A 15,520-nucleotide genomic window follows, 5' to 3' on the forward strand; every position below is an offset into this window, starting at 1 on the left:
CGCCTCCTCAGAACCCGGCCCCTGCGGTCATCCCGCCGTCGGCGACGAACTCCGCACCGGTGCAGTAGCTCGACTCGTCGGAGGCGAGGAACAGCACCACGTTGCTGATCTCCTGCGGTCGGGCGTAGCGGGGAATGGGCAGCCTGCGGATCACGCCGCCGGTCCGGTCCTCCAGCTCGTCCTCCTCCCTGCCGGTCATCGGCGTGGCCACGCTGCCGGGATGCACGGAGTTGACCCGGATCCCGCGGGGCCCGAGCTCCAGCGCCGCGGACCTCGTCAGGCCCCGGATGCCGAACTTGCTCGCGCTGTAGCCGGCGAATCCCGCTCCGCCGACCAGCCCGTTGACCAACGAGATGTTCACGATCGAGCCGCCCTCCCGCATGACCGGCGCGGTGTGCTTGATGCCGAGCCACTGCGAAACCAGGTTGACCTCGAGGATCTGCCGGAAGTCCTCGACGTTCGCGTCGGCGTAGGACTGGAACCGCAGGATTCCCGCGTTGTTGACCAGGACGTCGAGCCCGCCGAACGTCGAAACCGTGTGGTCGACGATCGCCGACCAGTCGTCGGTCACGGTCACGTCGTGCAGGAAGAACCGGCAATCGTGGCCGAGTTCCCCCGCCAGCCGCCGGCCTTCGTCGGCCAGCACGTCGCCGAAGACGACCCGGGCCCCTTCCGCCGCAAGGGTGCGGACGTGGGCGGCGCCCATGCCCCGCGCGCCTCCGGTGACCAGTGCGACCTTGCCGTCCAGCTTGCCCATCGACCCGCTCCTCCGAATCCGTCGTGTGGACGCAGCATGGTGGCGAAGTGCTCGGCGCACCGGCCCGATCCCGCTGAATGAGCAGCTCCCGCCGCAGCCGGCCGGTCCCGTGGCCGTCTCGGTGACCGAGACCTCATCGGAAGCACCCTGGTCGACTCGTTAGCGTCCGCTGGCACGCCCGCTCCGGGCATCCCCCGGGCGCCGCGCGGCTGGCCAGAACTCCCTTCCGCCGGCCCGAATTCGATGATCATCGCAGCCAATCCCGACTCAGCGAGGAGTCCAGAATGGATCATGCATCGCTGCCGCAAAGACCCGCGCCCGCCGGACCGGACACCGACGGCGAATCCGTTCGCCATGAGCGGTCCACCGGGCAGAACTACGCGATCATCGCGCTTCTCGTGCTGCTGGTGGAGATCACCGGGCTCGCCTACACGATGGTGACGCCGGTGCTGTCGAACATCGCCGCCGCGTACCGATCGCCGGACATCTCCTGGATCATCACCGCCGTCACCCTGGTCGGCGCGATCGCCTTCGCGGTGTGCGGCAAGCTGGGCGACATCTACGGCAAGAAGAAGGTCGCGCTGGGCTGCACCGCCGTGTTCGCCGTCGGCACCGCGCTGTGCGCGACGGCGCCGGTGCTGCCGCTGATGATCGCCGGTCGTGCGCTGCAGGGCTTCGGCCTGGCCGTCCTGTCGCTGGCGTACGGGCTGGTCCGGGACGTGCTGCCGAGGCGGCTGATCCCGATCGCGCTGGGCTTCATCGGCACCGGGATGGGGGCCAGCACGATCATCGGCCCGCTCATCAGCGGAATCCTGCTCGGCACCTTCTCCTTCCGCGGCGTCTTCTGGTTCCAGCTCTGCTACGCGGTCGTGGTGGGCCTGCTGGTGTGGCGGTTGATCCCCGAAAGCGGCCTGCGCGCCAAGGTCGGCGTGGACTGGCTCGGCGCGGCGCTGCTGGGACTCGGCGCGCTGGCCTTCCTCGCCGGCGTCGGGATGGCCAAGAAAGCGGGCTGGGTCTCGGTGCCCACGCTGGGCGGGATCATCGCGGGCGTGCTGCTCATCGCGGGCTGGGTCGCCTACGAACGGCGGGCGTCCGCACCGCTCGTCCACATCGGACTCCTCACGCGCCGCCGGGTCGGCCTGCCCATGATCGCCAACGCCTGCGTGCAGTTCGCGCTGGTCGGCAACTCGATGCTGGTGCCGATGTTCGCGATGTCGTCGCCGGAAGGCGGCTTCGGGTTCGGCTCGTCGGCGTTCGAGGTGGCGGGATTCCTCGCCGCAGCGGGGGTTTCCGCGATGATCGCGGGGCCGGTCAGCGGGCTGGTCTCGCGGCGCTTCGGGCCCCGCGCCGGCCTGGCCTTCGGCGCCTCGGCGCTCACCGCCGGCGCGACCCTGATCGCGTTCGTCCACGACACCGCGGGGATCCTCCTGCTGTCCCAGCTGATCTTCGGGATCGGCATCGGGGCCGCGACGGCGTCGCTGCCGAACATCATCATGCACGCGGTGCCCGCCGACGTGCAGGGCGTCAGCGGCGGAATGCTGAACCTGGTGGGCAGTTTCGGCAGTTCGATCGGATCGCAGGTGCTGGTGGTGCTGCTACTGCTGCCGGGCGCGACCTATCTCGGCGCCGAGGTGCACTACGCCGAATCAGGCTTCGTGCTGGCCTTCCTCGCAACTGCGGTGTGCGGCGCCGTCGCCCTGATCAGCTCCCTCTCCACCGGCCCCCTCCGCGGTCAGCACACGCTGTAGGGCTGCCCGGCGGAGCCGCACCCAGCCGGGCGCGGTGGCACGACCTCGCCCGGCTGGTGTGGAGTGAACGGCCTGTTCGCCTCAATAGACGAGGCAAACAGGCCGTTCACTTCACCCACCCAACACCGGCATGCACCATCGGTGTGAGGTGAACGGACCGTTCGCCTCGATAGGCGCCAGGGTCGGTGGGCGCTTTGGTTCGGCCACTGCGCATCGAGAGCGGGGCTGCGGTCGCACACCGCAGCCCCGTTCTCGACCGCTTCCGGCCCGCTAGAAGACCTCCGGGCCTCGCAAGGTGGCGTCGGCGCCACCATCCACATAGATCACCTGCCCGGTCATGTGCGTGTTCCCGGTGCTGATCAGCCAGTCCAGCGCCGCGGCGATCACGCCCGGTTCCGCATACCCGTTCAGCGGCATCGGCACCGCCTCGTCCATGACCTTCTTCATCGCCTCGTCCTCGAGGAGCGGCGCCGCCATCGGGCTGAGGACCACGCCCGGCGCCACGGCGTTGAGCGGGATTCCCGCACCCGCCCAGTCCGCGGTCACGGCCGTTCGGCGCAACCACTGCGCGAGGGCCGATTTCGACGACGGGTACAACCGGGAACCGGCCCCGCTCTCGACCGCTGCCCGCGCGCGTTCCAGCGCCGCCTGCTCGTCGTCCCGCAGGCACGCGTCGATCACGGCCTGGTCGACCGGCTGCGTTCCGGCGATGGAGCCGACCACCGCGGCCCGCGGCTGCGGAGCGGCGGTGAGCAACGGCCGAAGGCCCGCCAGCAGCCGGACGACGCCGAAGTAGTTGACGCTCACGGCGATCGGATCGGGCAGCGAGACGCCGGCGCACGCGACCACGCCGTCCAGGCGTCCCGCGGCGAGTTCGGCCACCTCCGCCACCGCCCGGGTCCGCCCCTCGTCGGTGGACAGGTCGGCCCGGACGTCCGCGGTGTCCCGATCGACACCGATCACGGTGGCTCCCTGCGCTGTCAGCATCCCCACCAGGGCCTTGCCGATGCCCGATGCCGAGCCGGTCACGGCGATGCGGCGTGTCATGTCCTCGTGCTCCTCCCACCAGTTCTTTCGGCCTCGCCTGGGAAATCCGGCGCAGCGGCCATCTCCGCATGCCTATCGAGTTCGCCGCGCCGCGGGATCCGGAAGTACCGGTGAGTGGGATCGGCGGATACCCGCCGGGTGCCGACGATGTTGTCTCTGCGGGACTTCGAACCCGACCGCCCGGGAGGAACGCCCGTGAACCGGCTGTCTCTAACCACCTCGCTGACCGCGCTGCTCGCGGCCGGACTGGTCGCGTCCGGTTGCGCCGCAAGCACCGGCGGCACCTCGGAACCGGCGCCCGCGGTCGCGGCGGAAGGCGGCACCCTGTCGAGCTCGGTCCCGCTGGACCACCGGCGCCTGCCCAGCGCGCAGGGCGAATGGCTGATCTCCTACACCTCCGCGGACGCCGGCGGGAAGCCCATCACGGTCTCGGGAACGGTCTCGGTGCCCAAGTCTCCCCCGCCGCAGGCGGGCTGGCCGGTGATCAGCTGGGCGCACGGCACCACCGGCACGGCCGATGTCTGCGCACCGTCCGCCGACCGGCCGGGCGGCCCGGCGCACTCCTACGTCGGGCTCGTCGACCAGACGCTGGACCGGTGGGTCGCCGCCGGCTACGTCGTGGTGCAAACCGACTACGAAGGGCTCGGCACCCCCGGAGAGCACCCCTACCTCAACGGGCGGAGCGCGGCGAACGCGGTCACCGACATCGTCCGCGCCGCGCGCCAGGTCGACCCCGGTGTCGGATCGGACTGGTTCGCGGTGGGGCACAGCCAGGGCGGCCACGCCGCCCTGTTCACCGCCGCAGCCGATCAGCAAGCCGCTGGACTCTCGCTGCGTGGTGCGGTGTCCATCGCGCCGGGCGGCTTCCAGACCAGCCAGACGACGACGTACTTCCAGCAGCGAACGGGCGAGCAGGGCGTCCGTGCGGCGCTGCCGTTCCTTCCCACGATGCTCATCGGTGCGGCTGCGGTCGATCCCGGAATCGTGCCCGAGCAGCTGCTCGGCGACGACGTCCGGCCGGTGCTGGACGCCGCGCGCACGACCTGCCAGGACGGGATCCGGGAGGCCGCCCCGACGGTGCGGGCGGAGCGGGTCTTCCGCGAGGGCGCGGATCTCGGCCGGCTGACGGCGTACCTGAAGTCGCAGGAACCGGAGGGCCTGGCGCTTCGCGTCCCGACCCTGGTCCTGCAGGGCACGACGGACGTGCTCGTGAGCAAGCCGGGAACCGACCAGCTGGTGAAGTCGCTGTGCGAACGCTCCCCCGCGATCGGCTACGCGGTGTACGACGGCGCGGATCACCGCCAGGTCCTCGCGGCATCCCAGCCCGCTGCGCAGCGGTTCACCGAGGATCTCCTCGCGAACCGGCAACCGGCGAACGCCTGCTCCCGGCCCTGAACCGGGCCACCGCGCGATCCGCAGCGAGCACGAATACCGGACTTCGGTGGAGTATGCCTCCGAGAACGGCGCGCCCTGCCCTCGATCCAGGCTTCGTCTTCAAGAGATGAGGATGCCGAGACCGTCGCCGAACAGCTTCAAGCCGAGCACGAAGCACAACACCGCCATCACGGCGGTGTTGTGCCGCACGGCCCAATCTCGCCACCCGTCGAGCATGTTCTTCGCCGGCTCTCCCATGAACAGGACGACCCCGAGCGGAGCCAGAAGTCCCAGCGAACCAATGATCACGAACACCGCCAGCGACGCGATCTGCTGCCCGATGGGAAGCCCGGCCGAGCTGATCGAGGCACCCGCGGCGAGGGTCAGCGGTGCGTTCTTGAGATTGGCCGCCGCCAGTGCCAGTCCAAGCCCGAAGATCTTGATCGGTGTGAAGCGGTCGATCGCAGCCATCCACTTCGGCAGCTGCGCCTGCGAGGCGTCGACAGACCGTCGGCGCCACTGCCGGGCACCGAGGAGGACGAGGAGCACCCCCAGTGCGAGCTTGAGACCTCCCACCCAGGTGGCCGGTTGCTGGTGGGTGGAGGCACCGGCCGGCCCGCCGATCGCCAGCATCACGGCGCCCAGCGCCGAAAGACCGACAACCCAGCCGATTGCGAACAGCGGTCCGTTGAGCCGTCCCCGCGGCGTGGCCAGGACGAGGATGATCGCGACGATCGGGAGTGGGCTGACGGCGACACCGGCCGCCAGGCCCAGCACATCACCGAGAGCTTTACCCAAAGCGGCCTCCGGACGGGATCAGGGACGATCAGGCTGACTGGCTCCACCGAGCTGACCACTGGTCACGCGCAAAGCCTTCTGGGCCTCCAGTTCCGAGGCGTCCGGGTAGGCACGGAGGCGCGAGCGCGCTTGGCTGCGGTGCTGGGCTACGGCAGCAATTCGTCGGCGCTGCGGGGCTCTTCGCGCTGCTGCTGGTTGAGCTTGTGACGCAGTACGGAGGAGCGGCGGTAAACCTCCTTGCGCGCCCGCATGATGTTGCCCAGGGGTGCGTGTTCAGCCGTGACCCGCCACGGTGTGAAGGACAGCGCATCCATCTTCTCCAGGTTGTCTTCGCCCGAGATGTCCTGCTGCGGGATCCGCAGCTTGGCCACCGTGACGAACGGCGAGAGCTTCTCCGGCCACTCCACGGTGACGTCTTCGACCGGCATCCGCTCCAGATCGGTGCACAGCTGGACCTGGATGTCGAACGCGTAGGGGCGCTCCCCCAGCTCGGCCACCAAAGCCGGCCGGAAGACCTCCGGCGCCGAGGCGATATCCATGGCGCGCCGGACCACCGCGTCGGCGGAGGCGGGGTCCGGGGCGAAACGCACCTTGGCGATGTAGTCGCCGTGCCGGACCGCGCCCATCGTCCAATAGCTCGACAGCAGCACGTTCACCTTGGGCAGCTGCGACAGGCGGAGGAATGCCAGAAACTCGTCCCAGGCCCAATCCTCCTGGTCGAGCGTTCCCTTTCCGGTCACGAAATCCCGGTAGAAGCGATGCACTCCAGGGCGACCTTCCGCGAAGTAGGCCGGGGCCTGGAGGAACAGGTCCTGGATGAACAGGTAGTGCTCGACCGTGTTGCAGAAGAAGATCGGCGCATTGATGTTGGCGTAGTCGAAAGTGCGCGTGTCAGGCTCGTCCTCCAGCAGAGTCGGACCGTCGATGTCGAAGATCTTCAGCGCCAGTCCGGTCGCCGCGCCGAGCCGCGCGTCGGCCCCGGCGTGGGGCGAACCATTGGAGAAGCGGATGAGCGCCCCATGCCTTCCCGGCGCGGCATAAACACCCTGCGCGTACTCGGCGGGCAGCCCGCCCAGGATCTCGACTTCCCCCCGGACCAGTCCATATCCCTTGGCATGCGCGTCGCGGACAGCCCGGCCGGTGCCCTCGGATTCGACCGATTCGGCAATGTAGCGCTCCGTCTTCCCGATCACCGTCTGCAGGTTCTGGTCGAACTGGGGATCAGCGACTTCGACGTCCCGCGTGTATGGGATGAACCCTGTTGCCATGATCTCGACCTTCCTTCGTCATGCGGTCGATGAACCGCCCGGCCAGCACTGCGGGTCGGCGACGAGAGCGCGGACCGAGGAGGTGAATCGGTCCTGGTACTCAGTTCTCCAGCTCGGAGAGCCAGCGCAGGGCACGCAGGCCGGGAAGGAAGCAATACTCCCCACCGCGAGTGACGACGAAGCTCGGCAAGTTCTGCAGGCGGCGCCGGACCGGCTTCCCCGGGATGGTGACGCTGCCCGTTCCGCCGTGGTGCCCGGCCACCGGATCCTTCTCCCCAGGGAACCCGATGAAGTTGCCATCGTTGACCCACTCGGACTTGATGAACTCGAACTGCCGGTCCAGGTGGGCGCAGATGAAGACCCCGACGAGTCCACGATCGGCGCCGTCGTCTTCGAGCACGCCCTCCGGCAGCGGCGGGCCGTAGCTGGTACCGCGACGGATGATGCGGTGCATCCGCGCCACCCCGATGATGTTGGCATCGCGCGGGTTCACCCGCCGGATATGCGCACCAGCGGGACACTTGAAGCCGCGATCGTCGTCCTTCCGGTAGAGGAAGTCGTTGTTGCGGCGCGGATCCGCGGCCAACTCCGCATCATCGTGCTCCGGGGAGAGGGTCAGCGGTGCCCCGCTCGGCCAGCGTCCGATCATCTTCGCCCCCAGCAACGCCTCCTCCTCGGGACTGGAGGTGTTCGCGCGCAGGTACTGCCGCCAGGCCGCAACCTTGGTGTGAAGCTTGCGCACAGCCAGGTAGGTCCCGTTGCGCCCCAGGACCTCGGGCCGCGGCATGGGCGGCAGGTTTCCGGTCTCATCGGGGTAGCCGAGGATGAACTCACCGGCCTTGAGAGGGGCTTCGTGCGGATTGGAGCCGGGAATCCCGACCCCCTCGATGCTCGGATGGCTGATGCCGTCGCGAAAGCCGAAGGAGGTGCGGCCGGTGGGGAGCTGCTGGACCTCCTGCTGCCAGATCACCTCGACACCGGGTGTCTCCCGAAGGGCGGCGCGTTCTCGCTCCAGCGCCTTCTCCAGGCTCGCCGCATCGGGCGCGAGCGCACTCACCGCGATATGAACATCAGGGGTTCCGAACGGCGGCTCCCACTGGGCCGGATCATTCTCGCCGACGTCGCCGATCACAGCGGCCCGCGCCGCCATGCCCTGCCGGAACGGAAGCGGGAAACTGTCGAGCGACTCCTGGGGAACCCCGAGGGCGCGTAGTCCCTGGTAGGTAAAGGCCACGGCCACCCAGGCACCTTGACTCGGATCGACGCTGGGGAGCCCTGCATCGATCGCCGGGAGCAGCCGCCGCAGCAGGGCACGCCCGGCTAGGCGGTCGTCAACGCGCAGGAAGAAAAACCTGCCGACGTACGGCACCGGCCGGGGACGAAGCGCTCCGCTCTGGACATCATCGATCTCGACGCTCACGCTCGGTGTACTGCTGTTTTCCGCTGCGTCCATGACCGTAGCGCCCCCGTATCAGGTCTCCGCACAACTCGGATGTCGCCGCGCGGCTGGCACGCACTCCCACCCGCCACTGCGGCCTGGCTTGCCCATTCCACGCCCCGGTCGACCGCCGAGGCCTTGGCACCACAACCCGCCGATCACCCGAAGAGCACCTGTGATCGACTCGGGGAGGGTTCCTCGGCGTCAGCCCGCGGCTTCGTCGAGCAGCTTCTGGAAGGCCGGCGTGGCCAGCAGCGCCGCGTTGGCCGGATCGTCGAGCGCCGCCCGGAACTCGGGGGTGTCGAGCACCGCCTGGAACGCCTCGTTCACGCGTTGGTTCTTCCAGATCTGCTGGACGGTGAGATCGGGGTAGGAGCTGATGAAGAATTCCGCAGGCGCCTGGTGGGCGACGAACCAGTCCTTCACGCTGGGATCGGCGATGCCGGGGAACCCTTCCGCGTGCGAGAAGATCTTCTCGAAGTTCGCCCCGACAACCGTCTTGGCGAAGTCATCGATGTAGGTGTCCCAGGACCCGTCGAACACGCTGGCGAACATGTGCCGGGTATCGTCATCGAAGATCGCATGCCGTGCGTCGTGCAACGTGCCGATCTCATTCAACGCTGCTCGATTCTGCTCCTTGGACGATCCGCTCCTAAGGTCGTCGAGGTCCTTGCGCAGCGCATCCGCGTGGCCCGGCTTGATCTTCGTGAAAACCGTGAACTCGCTGCACACCCCATCCGCCATGCCCGGCCGCTCCGGCTGAGCTGACTGAGTCGCTTCCGTCATCGGAGTCCCTCCTCCGTGCTCATCAGGGAGCCTGGTGCCCCGCAAGCGGCCATGCGCCCTTGTGCTCCAGGCTTGGGCAGGCGTTGTGGCCGAGCAAGAGCCAAAAGCCCTCCTCCCGCCTCGCTGACGAGCACCACGGCCGAGATGGCCCTGAACACCTCTGGCCCACCGCACGTCCCGATGAGCCCCACCGGCCACACCGCCGACACCCGCGCGGCTCTTGCCGACCTCCGTCCCTTGTGGACCAGTGTGGCGGCGTATTACGGCGCCCCGGGAAGGTGGTCGAGGCGGTCGCGTTGGGCACCGGTCAGGTGGAGCCGTTCCGCGGCGAGGTTCTCCTCCAGGTGATCGATCCGGGCCGTGCCCGGGATCGGGAGGACGACCGGCGAGCGGTCGAGGAGCCAGGCCAGCGCCACCTGGGTGGGAGTGGCGTCGAGTTCCGCGGCCACGGCGGCGACCTCGGCCCTCGCCCCCGACCCGCCCCAGGCGACGGGGCGCCACGGCAGGAACGCGATCCCGGCCGCATCGCATGCCTCCAGGACCGGATCGTGCTCGCGGTCGAGCAGGTTGTAGCGGTTCTGCACGCTTGCGATCTCGACGATCTGCCGCGCCTGGTCGAGCTCCCCGGCGGTGACCTCCGACAGCCCGATCCGGGCGATCTTGCCCTCGTCCCGCAGGTCTCGCAGCGTCCCGACCTGGTCGGCGAGCGGTGTCCCTGGGTCGATGCGGTGCAGCTGGAGCAGCTCGATCCGCTCGACGCGCAGCCGGCGCAGTGCCCGGTCGACCTGATCGCGCAGCACGGCCGGGCGCCCGTTGAGCTCCCACTCGCCGGAGGCCTCCGAGCGGGCGACGCCGATCTTGGTGGTGATGAGCAGCTCGTCCGGGTAGGGGTGCAGCGCTTCGGCCAGGAGCTCCTCGTTGGCTCCCCCGCCGTACATGTACGCGGTGTCGATCAGCGTGACGCCCAGCTCCACGGCCCGCCGGGCGACCGCGAGAGAGGCCTCGCGGGCCGGGCCCGGCTCCGTCGGCAAGTGCATGGCCCCGAATCCGAGCCGCCGTACTTCCAGATCCCCATCGAAACGAAACACAGTCGATGACAAGCTCTTTCTCTCCCTCTGTCGAGGGGCAACGCTAACAGCAACCCGATCACCGACACAGGTACTCAGTGCAACGCCCTGGATGAGCGCGGCCGCGCCGATGACCGTCACGACTCCGCCGATCCGCGTGGTCGTCCTGCTCGTCGCGACTTCTGCAGATGTGCTCATCGTTGAGATCTTTCTGAGAGTTGCGGGGAAAACGGCGCGATCGACCCGCGCGATCGATCGTTTTCGAGATAGCAGTGCCAAATTCGGCGGGGAGTGCGCTCAGCGGGAGTCGCGGACCGCGTCGGCCACGGCGGCTCCGAGCTCCGCGGTCGTGCTTCGCCACCCAGATCCGGCGTGAGCCGCGGTCAGCACCCGCACGCCCTCGGGCACGACCTCCTTCCCGATGCCGTCGCCGGGGATCACGGCAATGCGATACGTAGTGGTCATGGTGGAATTCCTCCGGTGGCCGCATTTTCCTTGCGGCGCAGTCGAAATGGGCTTTCGCCGGCGGATCGGCCGAACCTCGCCCCGCGTCCCACGGGCGATTTCCAGGTAGCGTAGGACGCACGAAGTGGACCCAAAAGACCTGATTCGGCACAACAGTGTTGCGCGAGACGAAAGAAGGACGCCGTGGATCTGCCGGAGCTCGACGATCTGCAGTTCTTCGACGGCGTCGCCCGCTCGGCCGAGCTGATCGATCGCACCGGCCGCCGCTACCCGATCGACGAGCCGCGCTGGTGCGGCGACGACGGATCTCCCCTGCTGGTCGAGCCGCTGCCCGGCATCACCCGCGAACGCATCGACTCGAGCGTGCGTTCGCAATGGCGCTACGCCGCCGCGCTCGCTCTGCCCGACACCCCGGCGGTCAGCCTCGGCGAGGGGCTGACCCCGTTGCTGCACCGCCGGTTGGCCGGGCTCGACGTCGCGGTCAAGTCCGAGTCGGCCAACCCCACGGCCAGCTTCAAGGACCGCGGCACCTCGGTGATGATCAGCACCCTGCGCGCGCAGGGCGTCCCCGCGGTACTGGAGGACTCCAGCGGCAACGGCGGCTCGTCCGTCGCCGCGTACTGCGCGGCGGCCGGGATCGACGCGCAGATCCTCGCCCCCGAGTCGACGTCCCCGGCCAAGATCCTGCAGAGCCGGATCCACGGCGCGTCGGTCGAACTCGTGCCCGGCAGCCGGCAGGACACCGCCGACGAGGCGCTCCGCCGGTCGGGCGAACGCTTCTACGCCAGCCACAACTGGCACCCGCACTTCCTCGACGGCATCAAGCTCATCGCCTACGAGATCTGGGAGGACCTCGGTTTCACCGCCCCGTCCGCGGTGGTCGTCCCGGCCGGCGCGGGGAGCCTGGTACTGGGCTGCGCCGCGGGCTTCGGGGAGCTGCACCGGGCGGGCGAGATCGACCGGGTGCCGCGCTTGCTGGTCAGCCAGCCGGAGCGGTGCAGCCCGCTGGTGCGGGCGTTCGACTCCGGCGCGGACGGCGTCGAACCGGCCGAATGGGCCCCGACGCTCGCCGAGGGAACGTCCATCGCGCACCCCGTGCGCGACCAGGAGGTGCTGCGCGCGATCCGCGCCAGCGGAGGCGCGATGACCGCGGTGCCCGAGGAAGAACTGCGCCCGGCGACGCTCGCCCTGGCGAGGACCGGCCTCTACGCCGAACCCACGAGCGCCCAGGTGGTGCCCGCCCTCGAACGGTTCGCGCGCGACGGCCACCTCACCGGCGACGACGTCGTCGTCGCGGTGCTGACCGGCTCGGGACTCAAGGCGAGCACCGCGATGGCCCGGCTGCTGGACGACTGACGTCGTTCGCCGGCGGACCGGAGCCAGGCTCTGGCGGCGGTTTCCCGGTGCTGTTGGTGGTTTCCTGTGGCGAACCGGCGCTGCCCGCGATCGCCGCCTCCGGCTCCGACGGGCGCCGCCGCGGAGTCATCCCGCCGTCAAGGTCCGCCCGCTGCCTGTAGGAATCGCGTCAAGAGCCCGCTCCGGCGCCGCTCGGCGAGCTTCACTGAACACGTCACCGCCGACAGAGGACGGTGCTCATCAGATCCGGGGGCGTCGTGATGATCATGTTCCGGCGTGGCCTGGTTCGCCGGTCGGTGGCCGGGCCCGCGACATCGTCCGCGGTCGGTTTCTTCGCGGTCGTGGCGGGGATGGCGCCCACGGCCGTGGCGGTCTGGTGGTCGGGCGGGCAGGTGGCCGGGTTGGTCGTGCTGTGCCTCGTCGCCGGCGGCTACGGCCTCGCCGTCCGCAACGCCACCGGCGCGCTGGTCACCGCGGCGCTGGGCTGGATGTTGTTCAACGGTTTCGTCGTGCATTCCCACGGCGATCTCGGCTGGGACTCCGGCGACGCCGTTCGACTGGCCGCGCTGACCGGTGCGGCGCTGCTCGGCGCGCTCCTGGGCAAGGCCTGGGCCGCCCGCCACGAGCGGCCGGTGGTCCTCGAGACCATCCCGGCGCCCAGGGCCGTGCAGCCTGCGAGCGGACTCGCCAAGGCCGCTTCCTCCCCCGAGGCCGCGGTGCCGCCGGCCCGGGAGTCCCGGCCCGTGGCGTGAGCCGGGAAGGGGTGCGCACACTGGTCGTGAGCACCCGAACGGCCGTGCGCCGATCCGCACCGCGGAGGTGAGGCGGATGCCACGCGGACGACTGCGCGTCTACCTCGGTGCCGCGCCCGGCGTCGGCAAGACCTACGCCATGCTCTGCGAGGGCCACCGCCGCCAGGACCGGGGCACCGACGTGGTCGTGGGCTACGTCGAAACCTACGACCGCCCCCGCACCGCCGAGCTGCTCGACGGCCTGGAGGTCCTCCCGCGCCGGACGCTCGGCTACCGCGGCGCCGCGTTCACCGAGCTCGACGTGGACGCCGTCCTCGCCCGCCGCCCGGAGGTCGCGCTGATCGACGAGCTCGCTCACACCAACGTGCCCGGTTCCGGCCGCACCAAGCGGTGGCAGGACATCGAGGAGGTGCTCGACGCGGGCATCGACGTGATCTCCACGGTGAACATCCAGCACCTCGAATCGCTCAACGACGTCGTCGAGCACATCACCGGCATCCCGCAGCGCGAAACCGTGCCCGACGAAGTGGTGCGCCGCGCGGAACAGGTCGAGCTCGTCGACATGACCGCGGAGGCCCTGCGCCGCCGGATGGCCCACGGCAACGTCTACCCGCCCGAGAAGATCGACGCGGCGCTGAGCAACTACTTCCGCGTCGGCAACCTCACGGCGCTGCGCGAACTCGCGCTGCTGTGGCTGGCCGACAAGGTCGACGAACAGCTCGACAGCTACCGGGCGGCGCACGACATCACCGGCACCTGGGAGGCCCGCGAACGCGTCGTCGTCGCGCTCACCGGCGGTGCCGAAGGCGAGACGCTGATCCGCCGGGCCGCCCGAATCGCCGAACGCGCCCGCGGCGCGGACCTCCTCGCGGTGCACGTCGTGCGCGGCGACGGGCTTTCCGATGCCAGCCCCGCGCACCTGGCGCGGCAGCGCGCCCTGATCGAGGACCTCGGCGGCACCTACCACCAGGTCGTCGGCGAGGACATCCCCAGCGCGCTGCTGGACTTCGCGCGCGGCGTCAACGCCACCCAGCTCGTGCTCGGCGCTTCCCGCCGGGGCCGGCTGGCGCAGCTGTTCTCGCGCGGCGTGGGCGTCACGACCACCGCCCGCTCCGGCCCCATTGACGTGCACATGGTCACCCACGAGCGCGTCGGCCACCGGCAGTGGCTGCCCACCTTCGCGCCGGGCGTCGGCTGGCGGCGCCGCATCGCCGGTTTCGCCTTGGCAGCGCTCGGCATTCCGCTGCTGACCGCGCTCCTGGAGCTCGCGCGCAACGACCTCTCGCTGCCCAGCGAGATCCTGCTGTTCCTCGTGCTGGTCGTCGGCATCGCGCTCGTCGGCGGGTGCTGGCCCGCGATCTCCGCAGCGCTGGCGGCCTTCCTGGTGCTGAACTACTACTTCACCCCGCCGCTGTACGTGTGGACGATCGCCGACCCCGACAACCTCCTCGCGCTGATCGTCTTCGCGGTCGTGGCGATCGCGGTCAGCGCGGTCGTCGACCTAGCGGCCCGCCGCGCCCGCGAAGCCGCCCGCGCGAGAGCCGAAGCCGCCGTCCTGTCCAACCTCGCCGGCAGCGTCCTGCGCGGCGAACACCCCCTGTCCGCGCTGCTGTCCCGGCTCCGCGAAACCTTCGCGCAGGACTCCGCGACCCTGTTGGAGCGGCGGCCCGAATCCGGTCGCACACCGGAGGAACAGCACGATCCGCGGGCCTGGCACGTCGTGGACGCCGCCGGTGCGCCGCCGTGCCCCAGCCCGGACGCGGGCGACACCCACATCGCCGTCGGCGAGGACCTCGCGCTGGCCCTGCGCGGCCCCACCCTCCCGGCCGCCGACCGCCGCGTCCTCGAAGCCTTCGCCACCCAGGCCGCCGTCGCGCTCCACCAGCACCGGCTGGCCGAGCAGGCCGAGCAATCCCGGCAGCTCACCGCGGCGAACGAGATGCGCACCGCGCTGCTCGCCGCCGTCAGCCACGACCTGCGCACCCCGCTGGCGTCGGCCTCCGCCGCCGTCGAGAGCCTCCTCAGCGACGACGTCGCCTGGAGCGAGGAGGACGAGGCCGAACTCCTCGACGCCGCCTACCAATCGCTGGTCCGGCTGGACCGGCTGGTCGCCAACCTGCTCGACATGAGCCGCCTGCAGTCCGGCACCCTCGGCATCGCCACCCGGCAGCTGGCCGTCGCCGATGCCGTGCCGCAGGCGCTCGACGGCCTGGACGCGAACGGCCGGGTGCGGATCCAGATTCCCGAGGCGCTGCCCGACGTCCTCGCCGATCCCGGCCTGCTCGAACGGGTCCTGGCCAACCTCATCGGCAACGCCCTGCACTACAACCCGCCCGGCCGGTCCGTGCTCGTGACCGCCAGCGCGCTCGCCGACCACGTCGAAGTCCGCATCATCGACCGCGGCCCAGGCGTCCGGCCGGAAGACCAGGAGAAGATCTTCCTGCCGTTCCAACGCCTCGGCGACCGCGACAAGAACACCGGCGTCGGGCTCGGGCTCGCCCTCGCCCGCGGCCTCACCGAGGCCATGCACGGCACGCTCACCCCAGACGAGACCCCGGGCGGCGGGCTCACCATGGTCCTGACCCTGCCGACGGCCGAACCTCCAGCGATACCGGCACAATCTTCTGCCGAACGGCCCACACCGCGCGGGAGCATCCGGTGACT

At 70.3% G+C, this 15,520-nt stretch carries 13 protein-coding genes; 5 read left to right on the forward strand and 8 right to left on the reverse strand.

The genetic code is table 11. The annotated features are described in order from the left end of the window. Window positions 1–7 precede the first annotated feature (7 nt). Window positions 8–757, reverse strand: coding sequence for a glucose 1-dehydrogenase (locus BLW84_RS16580; protein ID WP_093266310.1), 750 nt, complete (start codon window positions 755–757; stop codon window positions 8–10). A gap of 284 nt (window positions 758–1,041) precedes the next feature. On the opposite strand from BLW84_RS16580, the gene BLW84_RS16585 reads away from it, so the two are divergent. Continuing rightward, window positions 1,042–2,505 carry an MFS transporter gene (locus BLW84_RS16585; protein WP_093266312.1) on the forward strand — a complete coding sequence of 488 codons (1,464 nt, stop codon included), beginning with the start codon at window positions 1,042–1,044 and terminating at the stop codon, window positions 2,503–2,505. A gap of 270 nt (window positions 2,506–2,775) precedes the next feature. Here BLW84_RS16585 and BLW84_RS16590 read toward each other — a convergent pair whose 3' ends face one another. Further along, window positions 2,776–3,552 carry an SDR family oxidoreductase gene (locus tag BLW84_RS16590; RefSeq protein ID WP_093266313.1) on the reverse strand — a complete coding sequence of 259 codons (777 nt, stop codon included), beginning with the start codon at window positions 3,550–3,552 and terminating at the stop codon, window positions 2,776–2,778. A gap of 195 nt (window positions 3,553–3,747) precedes the next feature. Here BLW84_RS16590 and BLW84_RS16595 point away from each other — a divergent pair, with 195 nt between their 5' ends. Further along, window positions 3,748–4,947 carry an alpha/beta hydrolase family protein gene (locus BLW84_RS16595; protein WP_218157338.1) on the forward strand — a complete coding sequence of 400 codons (1,200 nt, stop codon included), beginning with the start codon at window positions 3,748–3,750 and terminating at the stop codon, window positions 4,945–4,947. Between the two features lie 99 nt (window positions 4,948–5,046). Here the strand turns inward: BLW84_RS16595 and BLW84_RS16600 are convergent, their stop codons facing one another. The 6 genes from BLW84_RS16600 to BLW84_RS47495 form a co-directional block, all read right to left on the reverse strand. Next, the gene (locus BLW84_RS16600) at window positions 5,047–5,703 is read right to left on the reverse strand and encodes a GAP family protein (protein WP_218157339.1); all 657 of its coding nucleotides are present in this window, start codon (window positions 5,701–5,703) and stop codon (window positions 5,047–5,049) included. Window positions 5,704–5,870: 167 nt separating this feature from the next. Further along, complete coding sequence (locus BLW84_RS16605) at window positions 5,871–6,992, reverse strand: catalase family protein (RefSeq protein WP_093266316.1); 1,122 nt, start codon at window positions 6,990–6,992, stop codon at window positions 5,871–5,873. A 100-nt stretch (window positions 6,993–7,092) separates the two neighbouring features. Further along, on the reverse strand, window positions 7,093–8,361 hold the full coding sequence (locus BLW84_RS16610) for a Dyp-type peroxidase (RefSeq protein WP_218157340.1): 1,269 nt from the start codon (window positions 8,359–8,361) through the stop codon (window positions 7,093–7,095). Between the two features lie 273 nt (window positions 8,362–8,634). Then, a complete protein-coding gene (locus tag BLW84_RS16615) occupies window positions 8,635–9,261 on the reverse strand; it encodes a hypothetical protein (protein ID WP_218157341.1) in 627 nt (208 codons plus the stop codon). A gap of 215 nt (window positions 9,262–9,476) precedes the next feature. Then, complete coding sequence (locus tag BLW84_RS16620) at window positions 9,477–10,316, reverse strand: aldo/keto reductase (protein WP_093266321.1); 840 nt, start codon at window positions 10,314–10,316, stop codon at window positions 9,477–9,479. 264 nt (window positions 10,317–10,580) lie between these two features. Further along, the gene (locus BLW84_RS47495) at window positions 10,581–10,748 is read right to left on the reverse strand and encodes an isocitrate/isopropylmalate family dehydrogenase (protein WP_177226506.1); all 168 of its coding nucleotides are present in this window, start codon (window positions 10,746–10,748) and stop codon (window positions 10,581–10,583) included. A gap of 183 nt (window positions 10,749–10,931) precedes the next feature. Between BLW84_RS47495 and BLW84_RS16625 the strand changes: the two genes are divergently transcribed. The 3 genes from BLW84_RS16625 (at window position 10,932) to BLW84_RS16635 (ending at window position 15,518) form a co-directional block, all read left to right on the forward strand. Further along, window positions 10,932–12,104: a threonine synthase gene (locus tag BLW84_RS16625; protein ID WP_245761188.1), complete on the forward strand. Its 1,173-nt coding sequence runs from the start codon at window positions 10,932–10,934 to the stop codon at window positions 12,102–12,104. A 233-nt stretch (window positions 12,105–12,337) separates the two neighbouring features. After that, on the forward strand, window positions 12,338–12,856 hold the full coding sequence (locus BLW84_RS16630) for a hypothetical protein (protein ID WP_143060974.1): 519 nt from the start codon (window positions 12,338–12,340) through the stop codon (window positions 12,854–12,856). A 76-nt stretch (window positions 12,857–12,932) separates the two neighbouring features. Beyond that, window positions 12,933–15,518 (forward strand): DUF4118 domain-containing protein, encoded by a 2,586-nt coding sequence (locus BLW84_RS16635; protein WP_093266324.1) that lies wholly within the window; start codon window positions 12,933–12,935, stop codon window positions 15,516–15,518. The last annotated feature ends 2 nt before the right edge of the window (window positions 15,519–15,520 follow it).

The organism is Saccharopolyspora shandongensis, assembly GCF_900106995.1.
Taxonomy (GTDB): Bacteria; Actinomycetota; Actinomycetes; order Mycobacteriales; family Pseudonocardiaceae; genus Saccharopolyspora; species Saccharopolyspora shandongensis.

Excerpts from the sequence above, each read along its gene's own strand:
- BLW84_RS16580 (WP_093266310.1), bottom strand. The coding sequence starts at position 757 with ATGGGCAAGCTGGACGGCAAGGTCGCACTGGTCACCGGAGGCGCGCGG.
- BLW84_RS16585 (WP_093266312.1), top strand. The coding sequence starts at position 1,042 with ATGGATCATGCATCGCTGCCGCAAAGACCCGCGCCCGCCGGACCGGAC.
- BLW84_RS16590 (WP_093266313.1), bottom strand. The coding sequence starts at position 3,552 with ATGACACGCCGCATCGCCGTGACCGGCTCGGCATCGGGCATCGGCAAG.
- BLW84_RS16605 (WP_093266316.1), bottom strand. The coding sequence starts at position 6,992 with ATGGCAACAGGGTTCATCCCATACACGCGGGACGTCGAAGTCGCTGAT.
- BLW84_RS47495 (WP_177226506.1), bottom strand. The coding sequence starts at position 10,748 with ATGACCACTACGTATCGCATTGCCGTGATCCCCGGCGACGGCATCGGG.
- BLW84_RS16635 (WP_093266324.1), top strand. The coding sequence starts at position 12,933 with ATGCCACGCGGACGACTGCGCGTCTACCTCGGTGCCGCGCCCGGCGTC.